Below are 11728 nucleotides of genomic sequence, written 5' to 3'. Positions count from 1 at the left end.
GCCGCTGCCGCATCCGCCGCTGGCGGCAGCGTGCCGCTGTCGTCGTCCAGCCGCAGCAGCAGCGCGCCGTCCGCGCGCAGCACGGCGATGGTGATCACGGTCGGCTGCCGGCGTCGTTCCACCGTGTGCTTGAACACGTTCTCCAGCAGCGGCTGCATGCTCATCACCGGCACCGCGCAGGCCAGCAGCGACGCGTCGATGCGCCAGTCGATGCGCACGCGGTCGGCGAAGCGCTCGGCCATCAGCGCCGCATAGCCGCGCAGCAGGCGCAGTTCCGTCGCCAGCGGCACCAGGTGGCGTTCGCCGACCTCCAGCGTGGCGCGCAGCACCTCGGCCAGCTGCGTCAGCATGGCGTCGGCGCGCGCGACGTCGCTGTACATCAGCGCCGAGACGGTGTTGAGCGCGTTGAACAGGAAGTGCGGCTGCAGCTGCTGGCCCAGGCGCAGCAGCTGGGCTTCGCGCAGCGCGGCGTTGGCGCGCTCGACGCGCAGCTTTTCGTCCAGCATGGCGTGGAACGACAGCACGCCGAAAGTGATGGTGGCGAAGATGCTGAAGAAGATGGTCATCTTGATGTCTTCGTACAGATACACTTCGGCCCAGCCGCCATGCGTGTAGGTTTCGCCGGCCAGCGCGTAGACGGCGTGGCGCATGCCGAACGCCAGCGGCACGAAGGCCAGCCAGTACACCGGCAGCCACGCCAGCTGCCGCGCGAACCAGCGCAGCGGCGCGTGGATCAGGTGGTCGTGCCGGCGCGTATGGCGGCGCTGCGCCAGCAGCAGCAGGGTGCCGGTCAGCGCGGAGGTCGATTCCCACAACACCGGCTTCCACACGCCGTGCGTGTGGTCGCGCAGGTATTCCTGCACCGACGTCAGTATCATCAGCAGCCAGAACAGGCTCCAGGCCAGGGCGATGATGGTGCGGGTCCGTGCGCGTGGCATCAGCGGTAGCGCGCTTCCATCAGGTCGATCTCGCGCACCAGCTTGCGCGAGATCTCGTCGGAGATACGGTCGCGCCGCGCCAGGTCGAAGACGGTGCTGCGCTCGGCCTCCAGCGCGGCCAGGCGCAGCTCTTTCTCGGCGTGGTCGGTCTTGCGCCAGGCCGGTTCGGTGTCGGGATCGACCTCCTTCAGCCGGTGCTCGTAAAACGCGATCACGCGCGCCGCCGCCTGCGGATACACCTCGGGGTCGATGCAGGCGTCGGACTCCATCAGCGCCACCTGGCTTTTTTCGATGGCGGAGATGGCGGCGTTGGCGGCGGCGCGGCGCGCCAGGTCTTCCTCGCGCTGGTCCTCCGGCTCGGCCGGGAAGGTCATGCCGGCCAGCAGCCGGGGCAGGCCGATGCTGGCCACCAGCAGCGAGATCAGGATCACCGCGCCGGCCAGGAAGATGGTCAGCGCGCGCGCCGGGAAGGGCGCGCCGTCGGGCAGCGTCAGGGGCAGCGTCAGCACGCCGGCCAGGGTGATGGTGCCGCGCGCGCCGGCCAGGGTGGTGGCCAGCAGCAGGCGCGGATTGATCTTGTGGCGCGGCGTGTGGCGCACCTGCTGCTTGAAGATGGTCAGGCGCAGCGAGGCCCAGACCCACAGCATGCGCAGCGCCAGCAGGCCGAAGCTGATGGCGAACGCATACACCACCAGCCACCAGCGGCTCAGGTGGCCGCTCTCCTCGAGCGAGGCGCCGGCCAGGCGGAAGATGTCGGGCAGCTGTTCGCCCAGCAGCACGAACATGATGCCGTTCAGCGCGAACTGCACCGTGTCCCACACGGCCGAGCGCTGGATGCGGGTGCTGGCGTGGATATGGCCGTTCAGCTCGACGTAGCTCATGGTGATGCCGGCGGCGACGGCGGCCAGGATGCCCGAGGCATGCAGGCGCTCGGCCACCAGGTAGGCGCCGAACGGGATCAGCAGGTTGACCAGGATCGGCGAGCCCGGCGGTTCGCCGAACTGGCGCACCAGCCAGCGCTGCACCCAGTTGACCAGCCAGGTCAGGCCGACGCCGGCGGCGATGCCGGCCACCACCAGCCAGGCGAAGGTCAGCACGGCGCCCTGCAGCGAGAAGGCGCCGGTCGTGGCGGCGGCCACGGCGAAGCGGAAGCACACCAGGCCGGAGGCGTCGTTCAGCAGCGATTCGCCTTCGAGGATGTGCATCAGGCGCTTGGGAATCGGCGCGCTGGCGGCGATCGAGCTGACCGCGATCGGGTCGGTGGGCGAGACGATGGCAGCCAGCGCGAACGCCACCGGCAACGGCATGGCCGGGATCATCCAGTGGATCAGGAAGCCGGCGCCGATCACGGTGAACACCACCAGGCCGAACGCCAGTTCGAGGATGGTGCCCTTGTCGCGCAGCAGTCCGCTCTTGGGAATGCGCCAGCCGTCCAGGAACAGCAGCGGCGGCAGGAAGATCAGGAAAAACAGGTCGGGTTCGAGGTCGACGCCGTGCGACGACTGCGCGGCGATGGTGGCGCCCAGGGCGATCTGCACGAACGGCAGCGGGATCGCGGCCGGCAGCAGGCGGCGGATGTAGGCGCTGGCCACCACGGCCAGCAGCATGATCAGCACGACTTCAATTGAATCCATTCATTTCCTTCACTGGCATTGCTCAACAGTCTAAGCTTACACGATTACAACTGCGGTAAAAAGTTGAGTTACGGTACTGGCGTGATGGAAATGTTTCTGGCATAATCATGCCTTCTGCGGGAGTAGCTCAGTTGGTAGAGCGCAACCTTGCCAAGGTTGAGGTCGAGAGTTCGAGACTCTTCTCCCGCTCCAGAATGCAAAGAGAAGCCCGGCGGGCTTCTTTTTTTTTGTGGCCAGTCTAATTCGATCGATTTCCTTCAATGTGAATCTAATTAGTACTGTAAATCGCAGACCTCTCTCTAAACCGATCTAAGAAATCGGCCTCCAAATCTAAAGCGTTCTATTTTTTTGCAGCGAAAATCTAAAACGTTCGCTAATCTGGTTCTGTACACCAGGTTTTAGAAGGTTTGGTGACCGGGATCGCCGTTCGGCAGCGAATGAGGGCTGACGGCAGCCTTTCGCTTCGGTCGCGCGTTGCGATTCTGCCGGCATTGATCAGCGCGTATCCAGAGTTCTTCGCCAGGAAAGCGTATCCATACCAGATGCCAGGCATTGCGTCCGATGGCGTGTTGGTTGACAAATTGCGAAGGCGTCAGCGGCTTGCCTTCGCTGGAGCGGATGTGCTCGCCGACAACCTCGGCATATTCGGCGGTATGTCGATAGCAGGTGCGCAAGCGAGTGCCTTCCGGGAGAAAAACATCTTTCCATTGAAAGCCGTGCACGGGTTGTCCGGTCTCTCGCAGCGTGTATCGTTCCGTTTCGATCGTCAGCCAGCGCTGGACCAGTTCTGTCACGAAATCGTCCGGTGTCAGGCCGGGCCGCGTGTCGTGCAAATGAAATTTCAAACTCAGGATATCGGTCAGTGGTAGATACACCGCGCCTTTTTGTCCATGTGCCATGATCTTCCCTTTCAAAACGTTCTAAAGGTTGGACACGGGAACGGGATTTTAGTTCGTTTTATAGTTTTGGCCTTTTAAAATCGATCAAATTAGATTTTTAATCAATTTTTTTAGGGTGTTTTAGAAAGCGCAATGCGCCGCTTAGCAAGGTTTAGTGTCAAATCGCTAGCTTTAGAGTCCTTTAGATTGGGGGGCAGGAAAATCTGCACCCGGCAGCCAACCCCGCTGGCGGCAGAGCGGCCATGGCACACTTTTTTTGCCCATTCCGTTGTTTATCGTTCTCCAAAACAAGATTCGCTTTTCCAAAGACGTTATACTGCAACGCAAGGAAAGGGCCGGCTCTTTCCTATGAGTGGACCACCGTCGGAGACGATCTATGAAATCAGTGCAGCAGGAAGTGGATGAGCGCAGCAACTTAACCAACTCCAATAAATTCGAACTTCTGTTGTTCCGTCTGGGCGGCGACGCCAAGGGGGAACATTCCGAGCTGTTCGGTATTAACGTCTTCAAAATCCGCGAAATCGTCGCGATGCCCGAAGTGACTGCCGTGGCCGGATCCCCGCCACACATGTTGGGCGTCGTCAACCTGCGCGGACAAATCATCACGGTGCTGGATTTGCCAGGCATCGTCGGTGTGACCCCAAAAACCGGTCTGAATATCATGTTGGTCACCGAATTCGCGCGCACCACGCAGGCGTTCGCGGTCGAATCGGTGGATGAAATCGTGCGTCTGGACTGGAGCCAGGTGCTGACGGCCGAAGGCACGGCCGGCGGCAAGGTCACCAGCATCGCCCGCATCGACGGCGATACCCAGAACACCCGCCTGGCCCAGGTGCTCGACGTGGAAACCATCCTGCGCGAACTGGTGCCGCCGGAAGGCAAGGACGTCGACCCGGAAACCATCGGCCCGAAGGTGCTGCTGAAGCCGGGCGCCGTGGTGCTGGCCGCCGACGATTCGGTGGTGGCGCGCAACCTGATCGAAAAAGGTCTGGAAGCGATGGGCGTGCACTTCATCATGACCAAGTCGGGCAAGGAAGCCTGGGACCGCCTGCAGGCGATCGCCGAAGGCGCCAAGGCCGAAGGCTTGCCGATCACCGACCGCGTCGCCATGGTCCTGACCGACCTGGAGATGCCGGAAATGGACGGCTTCACCTTGACCCGCCTGATCAAACAGGACCCGCGCTTCGGCAAGATTCCTGTGGTGATCCATTCTTCGCTGTCCGGCAAGACCAACGAAGATCACGTCAAGGGCGTGGGCGCCGATGCCTACGTCGCCAAGTTCTCGGCCGAGGATCTGGCCGGCACTATCCGCACGGTGCTGGGCAAGGCGGCGCACGCCGCGTAAGCAAAAAAACAAGGTAGTATGACAGGGCCGCGCGGCGTCCCCCCCCCCGCCCCGGTGACGTTTAAAGAAACGAACAGGCGGGGCGGCGGAAAAAAAACGGTTTTTTACCGGTGGTTTTATTTAATAAAAATATTTTTTTTTACTCGGGGGGCTGGCGGCGTCAGCCGCGCGGCCCTGTTGACTTTCAATGAAAGGAACTGCCGTGGCTGCGAAGAAGATACTGTTTTTGACGGGCGATTTCGCCGAAGATTACGAGACCATGGTGCCGTTCCAGGCGCTGCAGGCGGTCGGCCACACGGTGCACGCCGTCTGTCCCGACAAGCGCGCCGGCGACACCGTCAAGACCGCCATCCATGATTTCGAGGGCGATCAGACCTACACCGAAAAGCCGGGCCATCTGTTCAAGCTGAACGCCAGCTTTGCCGACGCCGAGGTCGGCAACTACGACGCGCTGGCCATCGCCGGCGGCCGCGCGCCCGAATACCTGCGGCTGCATCCGCGCGTGATCGAACTGATCCGGCAGTTCGCCGCGGCCGGCAAGCCGATCGCCGCCATCTGCCACGCCGCCCAGCTGCTGGCGGCGGCCGACGTCATCCAGGGCAAGACCATCTCGGCCTACCCGGCCTGCGCGCCGGAAGTGAAGCTGGCCGGCGGCAACTACGCCGACATCGCGGTCGATCAGGCGGTCACCGACGGCATCTTCGTCACCGCGCCGGCCTGGCCGGCCCATCCGGCGTGGATCGCCCAGTTCCTGCAGAAGCTGGGCACCGAGATCAAGCCGTGAGGTTGCGCGCGTGGAAGCGCAGATGGTCTTCCACGAAGGTCTGGATGAAGTAGTAGCCGTGGTCGTAGCCCGCATGCCGGCGCAGTGCCAGCGGCTGCGCGGCGGTCTTGCAGGCGGCCTCGAACGCTTCCGGATACAACTGCTCGGCCAGGAACTTGTCGCCCAGTCCCTGGTCGATCAGGATGCCGTTGGGGAAGGGCGTGTGTGCTTGCGCCATCAGCAGGCTGGCGTCGTACTCGGCCCAGGCCGCCTTGTCGGCACCGAGGTAGCCGCTGAACGCCTTGATGCCCCACGGGCACCGCGACGGCGCCGCGATCGGCGCAAACGCCGACACCGAGCTGAACATGTCCGGCCGCTTGAGCGCCATGGTCAGCGCGCCATGCCCGCCCATCGAATGGCCGAAGATGCCGAGGCGCCGCGCATCGAGCGGCAATGCCCGCACCACCAGCTGGCGCAGCTCATGGATGTAGCTGTACATGCGGTAGTGCCTGGCCCACTTGGGCTCGGTGGCATCCAGGTAAAAGCTGGCGCCGACGCCGAAATCCCAGCTCTCGCTCTCGCCATCCACTTTGGCGCCGCGCGGGCTGGTGTCCGGCGCGACCAGCGCGAGGCCCAGCTCGGCGGCCACACGCTGCGCGCCGGCCTTGATCATGAAGGTCTCCTCGGTGCAGGTGAGCCCGGCCAGGTAGAACAGCGCCGGCACCGGCGCGTGCGCCGCCTGCGGCGGCAGGAATACCGAAAATCGCATATCTAGGCCGATTTGGCTGGAATCGTGCCGGTAAAAGCGTTGAATGCCGCCGAAGCAGGCATGTTCGCTGATGATTTCGAGCATATTGTTTCCTTATGTTCCCTGGCGCACAGTGGAAAGCGCCACGATAGGCCAGAATTGTACAAGTATCTTTAAAAAGGAGAAGTACATGCCGGATATTCAAGGCATTCTGGCCGATATGGGCTGGCCGCTGGCGATCGCCGTGGCCTGGCTGTCGGGCGAGTTCGTGCACCGCTGGACGCGTCTGCCGCGCATCAGCGTGTATGGTTTGGTTGGCTTCCTGCTGTCGCAGGCTTTCCCCGACGTGCTGTCCAGCGGCGCCGGCAGCAATGTCACGCTGCTGGCCAACCTCGCATTCGGCCTCATCCTGTTCGAGTTCGGCTACCGCATCAATCTGCACTGGCTGCGCATCAACCCCTGGATCGCGGTCAGCGGCCTGGTCGAGTCAGCCGCCACCTTCGCGGTGGTGTACCTGCTGTCGCACGTGACCGGCATGCCGCCGCTGACCTCGCTGCTGCTGGCCTCGCTGGCGATGTCCACCTCGCCGGCCGGTGTGCTGCGCGTGATCAACGAGGAAGACAGCTCGGGCCAGGTCACCGAGCGCATCCTGCATCTGGTGGCGATCAACTGCGTGCTGGCGGTGTTCACTTTCAAGGTCGTGGTCGGCTTCTGGGTATTCCAGACCTCGGGCAGCCTGACCCAGGCCATCTCGCACAGCGGCATCGAGCTGATCGTCTCGGCGGTGATGGGCGCGCTCATGGGCTTCATCGTGCCGGCCGTGCTGCGCCGCCTGGGCGCGCTGGCGCAGGACGGCACCATCGCCTTTGCGCTGGGCGTGATCCTGCTGGTGGCGATGGCGCGCGCGTTCGACGTCTCGCCGGTGCTGGCCACGCTGACCTTCGGCCTGGCCGCGCGCCACAACCGCGTCGCCTTCAGCCGCACCGAGCGCAACTTCGGCGGCATCGGCGAACTGCTGACCGTACTGCTGTTCGTGTTTGCCGTCTCGACGCTGGAATGGGAGCGCGTGGTCGACGGCGCCGGCCTGGCCGCCGTGCTGCTGCTGGCGCGCTTCGTGGTCAAGGCGGTCAGCGTGGGCGCGTTCGCCCACGTCAGCGGCATCTCGTGGCAGAAGGGACTGCTGACCGGCATCGCACTGTCGCCGATGTCGGTGTTCGTCACGCTGCTGCTGGAACAAACGAAATACATGGGGATCGTGCTGGTCGATGAACTGGCTGCGCTGGCGGCGATGACCCTGCTGCTGGAAGTGGTCGGTCCCATCATCACCCAGCGCGCGCTGCACTGGGCGAAGGAAACCCCGAAGGAGGAACGCTAAATGGCATTGGAACAATTCAAATCGTCGCAGCCGCTCACCATGGGCGTGGAGCTGGAACTGCAGCTGGTCAGCCTGTCGGACTACGACCTGACCGCGTCCAGCCCGGACCTGCTGCACCTGCTGAGCCGCAAGCCGTTTCCCGGCAACGTCACGCCGGAAATCACCGAGAGCATGATCGAAATTAACAGCGACGTGCACACCAATCACAGCGAGCTGGTGGCGCAGCTGCAGGTGATCCGCGACACCCTGGTGCAGGCCGGCGAGCAGCTCAACATCGGCATCTGCGGCGGCGGCACCCACCCGTTCCAGAAATGGTCGGAGCGGCGCATCTTTTCCAAGCCGCGTTTCAAGGAAGTGTCGGAGCTGTACGGCTACCTGGCCAAGCAGTTCACCATCTTCGGCCAGCACGTGCACATCGGCTGCGCCTCGGGCGACGACGCGCTGTACCTGCTGCACGCGCTGAGCCGCTACGTGCCGCATTTCATCGCGCTGTCGTCGTCGTCGCCTTACGTGCAGGGCAACGACACGCTGTTCAACTCGGCGCGGCTGAATTCGGTGTTCGCCTTCCCCATGAGCGGGCGCGCGCCGTTCACGCAAAGCTGGCACACCTTCGAGCACGAGTATTTCGCCAAGATGGAACACACCGGCGTGATCAAGAGCATGAAGGACTTTTACTGGGACATCCGGCCCAAGCCGGAATACGGCACCATCGAACTGCGCGTGTGCGACACGCCGCTGACGGTGGAACGCGCGGCCGCGCTGGCCGTGTACCTGCAGGCGCTGTGCCGCTATCTGCTCGAGCGCAAGGAGCCGGAGCCGGCCGAGGACGATTACCTGGTCTACAACTACAACCGCTTCCAGGCCTGCCGCTTCGGCCTCGACGGCACGGTGGTGCATCCGAAAACCTACGAGAGCCTGTCGCTGCGCGAAGACATCCTCACCACCCTGCGCAAGATGGAGCCGCATGGCGTGGCGCTGGGCGGCAGCGCCGGCCTGCAGCACCTGGTGCAGGTCACGCACGAGGGCAGCGACGCCCATTACCTGCGCCAGCAGTTTGAGCGCAGCGGCAGTGTCGAAGGGGTGGTCGACGCCGCCATTCACCGCTTCCGCGGCCGCTGACTACCTGAAGGTGATCGCCTTGTTGAGACGGTCGATCACCTCGTCCGGCACGGCCTTGCTGCACAGGATGTGGCGCTCGCTGCCGTGCGGCATGTCCTTGAAGCGCAGCACGCGCAGGTTGGCGCCGTACTCGCCGGCCTGGTGCCGCAGGATGTACTGGCTTTCGTCCTCGGTGATGAACATCAGGTCGACCAGCCCGGCGCCGACCGACTGCACCATCTTCAGCGTGCTGCCGGTGGACACGGCGATGGTCGGCCGCCATCGCTGGATCAGCGGGTCCAGGCCGCCGTAGGAATAATTGTCCTTGACCAGCAGGCGCACCTCGGGGTGGCGCATCAGTTCGTCCAGCGAGGTGTAAGCGCGCGCGGCGAAACGGGCGTTGCTCAGCGCCACCCAGCCGTGGTCGCGGTAGATCGGCCGGGTCAGCTTGCTGTAGGCGGTGCGCTCGGGCACGTTGAACCAGCCGATGGCGCAATTCAGCGCGTGCGGGTCCTTGAGCCTGAGCAGCTGGCGGTTGGTCGGCAGGCGCAGCCATTCCACCGCCACGCCGGCGTGGCGGAACGCGTTGGCGGCCGGGGTGCCGGTCAGGCCGGCCGGGGAACCGTCGGGCTGGGCCGCCATGTAGGGCGGCCGTTCGCTGTACATCGCGTGGATGATTTCCTGCGCCGCGCACAATGGCGGCGCCAGCAGCAAACTTGCGGCAAGCAGGGCGGGGCGGCGACGTGGCATGAAGCGCATCCAGTTGGGCAGAGCGCCAGTTTACACCCGATGATGGTATTCAGGCACAATAAATTTATTAGATACAACACCCTGCGCCGGCGTCGCTAGAACCGCGTCTCGCGCGCCACGCGCAGGAAGTTGTCGAGAATGCCCGTGCAGTCCAGCAGCTCGACGCCGCCGGCGCGGTGGAATTCCGGGTGCCACTGCAGCCCCATCACGAACGGCGCCTTGCGGTAGCGGATCGCCTCGATCATGTTGTCCGGCACCGACAGCGCCTCGATCGTCATGTCGCGCCCCAGTGTCTTGACCGCCTGGTGGTGGATCGAATTCACCAGCCCGCTCTGCTTGCCGCGGAACATGCGCGCCAGCGAGGAGTCGGGCGGGAAGGCAATCTCGTGCCGGTTGCGGTCGTAGTCGTCGTTGACGTGCGCCAGCGAGTCGGGCACATCGGTGGCGATGTCCTGGTACAGCGAGCCGCCGAAGGCGACGTTGATCAACTGGCAGCCGCGGCAGATGCCCAGCACCGGCTTGCCGGCCTCCACGAACTCGTGCAGCAACTCCAGCTCGTACATGTCGCGCGCGCGGTCGCCCGACCACTCGGGCCGGGTCGGCACCTCCGAATAACTTTGCGGCGAGACGTCGGCGCCGCCCTGCAGCACCAGTCCGTCCAGGTGCTTGGCGTAGTCGCGCAGGCGGATGTTGGACGGGTGCAGCAGGCCGTCGGTGTTGACGGTCGGGATCATGAACACCAGCACGTCGCGCGACATCACCCATTGCGCGATCGACTCCTCCAGGTACTGCAGATTCTTGCTGCGCAAGCCGGTGGCGCCGGGCTCGGGATGGAAGATGCGCGCCGACACGCCGATGTGCAGCGGGCGCTGGATGATGTGGCGCGTGGCCGCCGCCGCGATGCGCCGGTAGCGCGCCATGATGACCCGGCCCCACAGGCTGAACACCGTGTCGCCCGGGTCCAGATAGCGCGGCGCGCCGTTGTTCTTGTGGCCGCGCGTGTCGTCGTGGCGGCGCGCGCCGTGGTCGGTGGCGCGGCGCTGCGGGGTCGGCGCGGGCGCCGGCGGCGCCTGTTCGTCGACACCATCGCTGCCCTGGCTTCCCTTGCTTCCATCGCTCATTGCTCATTTCCCGTGGTCTGGTATGGGCATAGTTTGCCACACGTCGGGGCCGGCAGTCGCCCGGTTAACCGTCAGGCTCGGCCATATGTGACTGTGACTCTCTGCTCGCAAGGAATGTCCTACGCGAGCACAGGCGAGCGTCCCTACCCGGTCTGCCCTGTGCGCCGTACGATGGCGACTCCCTGACCGAATCAACGTCGGGAACCACCAAACCTTTATGGAGACCATCATGGCAAACTCGAAGCAGAACCAAGGCAATCAGGGCAATCAAGGCAATCAAGGCGGCCAGGGCGGCCGTAATCAGCAGAGCGGCGACACCAGCAACCGGGGCTTCGCCTCGATGGACCCGGAGCGCCAGCGCGAAATTGCGTCGGAAGGCGGCCGCGCCGCCCACGCGTCCGGCAACGCGCATGAGTTCACTTCGGAAGAGGCGCGCAAGGCCGGCAGCATGAGCCACAAGAATGACAACAACCAGCAAAGCGGCAGCAACAGCGGCGGCTCGCGCGGCGGCAGCGCCGGCGGCAGCCAGCAGAGCGGCAATCAGGGCAATCAGGACAACCAGGGCTCGTCCGGCGGCACCCGCGGCGGCACCCCCGAGCAACATGCGGCAGCCGGCCGCCAAAGCCACAAGAACGACCGCTAAGCGCAGCAGTCAGGCGTGAGCACCGCACGGCGACCCCTGGGTCGCCGTTTTTGCCATTGGATCCAATCCCGGCCGCCTGTTAAAGTGTAGCGGTTTCCTTCGTTTACGGAATTTGCCATGTTGGCATTACTGGGCATGATCGGCGTGGTGCTGAGTATTGCAGTAAAACTGATCTGCGTTCAGATCGGTTGCACCGGAGTCGACGACAAGACGGATTAGGCCGCATAATCGGGGCATGATCAAACGCACGCTCGTACTCGTGGCCATGCTCTTTGCTACCCTGCTGCTGATTGCGCTGGCCGCCTGGGGCGTGGGCGCCCTGTGGTACCAGCTGCCCGGCGCCGTCTGGCTGCGCCGGCTGGCCATCGCCCTGTGGCTGGCCGGCAGCGCCGGCGCGCTGGTGCTGGCCTGGCG

The 11728-nt window shown here is 64.4% G+C and carries 11 protein-coding genes and 1 tRNA gene; 6 read left to right on the top strand and 6 right to left on the bottom strand.

The genetic code is table 11. From position 1 onward, the window contains the following. The coding region (locus E4L98_RS20625) for a sensor histidine kinase (protein WP_135203419.1) at positions 1-938 on the bottom strand (938 nt) is incomplete at its 3' end. Next, entirely contained in the window at positions 938-2572 is a 1635-nt protein-coding gene (locus E4L98_RS20620; RefSeq protein ID WP_135203418.1) for a Na+/H+ antiporter, read from the bottom strand. The genes E4L98_RS20620 and E4L98_RS20625, both read right to left, overlap by 1 nt. Before the next feature lie 116 nt (positions 2573-2688). On the opposite strand from E4L98_RS20620, the gene E4L98_RS20615 reads away from it, so the two are divergent. Continuing rightward, a tRNA-Gly gene (locus E4L98_RS20615) sits at positions 2689-2764 on the top strand. Between the two features lie 206 nt (positions 2765-2970). On the opposite strand, the gene E4L98_RS20610 is transcribed toward E4L98_RS20615, so the two are convergent. Beyond that, entirely contained in the window at positions 2971-3471 is a 501-nt protein-coding gene (locus E4L98_RS20610) for a hypothetical protein (protein ID WP_135203417.1), read from the bottom strand. A gap of 376 nt (positions 3472-3847) precedes the next feature. On the opposite strand from E4L98_RS20610, the gene E4L98_RS20605 reads away from it, so the two are divergent. Next, the gene (locus tag E4L98_RS20605) at positions 3848-4816 is read left to right on the top strand and encodes a chemotaxis protein (RefSeq protein WP_135203416.1); all 969 of its coding nucleotides are present in this window, start codon (positions 3848-3850) and stop codon (positions 4814-4816) included. Positions 4817-5018: 202 nt separating this feature from the next. After that, a complete protein-coding gene (locus tag E4L98_RS20600) occupies positions 5019-5600 on the top strand; it encodes a DJ-1/PfpI family protein (RefSeq protein WP_135203415.1) in 582 nt (193 codons plus the stop codon). Here the strand turns inward: E4L98_RS20600 and fghA are convergent. Then, positions 5590-6432 carry an S-formylglutathione hydrolase gene (fghA, locus tag E4L98_RS20595; RefSeq protein WP_135203414.1) on the bottom strand — a complete coding sequence of 281 codons (843 nt, stop codon included), beginning with the start codon at positions 6430-6432 and terminating at the stop codon, positions 5590-5592. The two genes, E4L98_RS20600 and fghA, sit on opposite strands and share 11 nt — an antisense overlap. Positions 6433-6517: 85 nt before the next feature. On the opposite strand from fghA, the gene E4L98_RS20590 reads away from it, so the two are divergent. After that, positions 6518-7702 (top strand): cation:proton antiporter, encoded by a 1185-nt coding sequence (locus E4L98_RS20590; protein WP_135203413.1) that lies wholly within the window; start codon positions 6518-6520, stop codon positions 7700-7702. Beyond that, positions 7703-8821 (top strand): YbdK family carboxylate-amine ligase, encoded by a 1119-nt coding sequence (locus tag E4L98_RS20585; RefSeq protein WP_135203412.1) that lies wholly within the window; start codon positions 7703-7705, stop codon positions 8819-8821. On the opposite strand, the gene E4L98_RS20580 is transcribed toward E4L98_RS20585, so the two are convergent. Together E4L98_RS20580 and E4L98_RS20575 are read right to left on the bottom strand one after the other, a co-directional pair. Then, on the bottom strand, positions 8822-9550 hold the full coding sequence (locus tag E4L98_RS20580) for a hypothetical protein (protein WP_135203411.1): 729 nt from the start codon (positions 9548-9550) through the stop codon (positions 8822-8824). It abuts the gene before it with no gap. A 95-nt stretch (positions 9551-9645) separates the two neighbouring features. After that, entirely contained in the window at positions 9646-10671 is a 1026-nt protein-coding gene (locus tag E4L98_RS20575; RefSeq protein ID WP_135203410.1) for a gamma-glutamyl-gamma-aminobutyrate hydrolase family protein, read from the bottom strand. A 229-nt stretch (positions 10672-10900) separates the two neighbouring features. On the opposite strand from E4L98_RS20575, the gene E4L98_RS20570 reads away from it, so the two are divergent. Beyond that, positions 10901-11314, top strand: coding sequence for a KGG domain-containing protein (locus E4L98_RS20570; protein WP_135203409.1), 414 nt, complete (start codon positions 10901-10903; stop codon positions 11312-11314). The last annotated feature ends 414 nt before the right edge of the window (positions 11315-11728 follow it).

Source organism: Duganella callida, from assembly GCF_004614165.1.
In the GTDB taxonomy this organism is placed as follows: Bacteria; Pseudomonadota; Gammaproteobacteria; order Burkholderiales; family Burkholderiaceae_D; genus Rugamonas; species Rugamonas callida.
The sequence above is the reverse complement of the archived record's forward strand: the minus strand, read 5'-3'. Positions and strand labels throughout refer to the sequence as shown.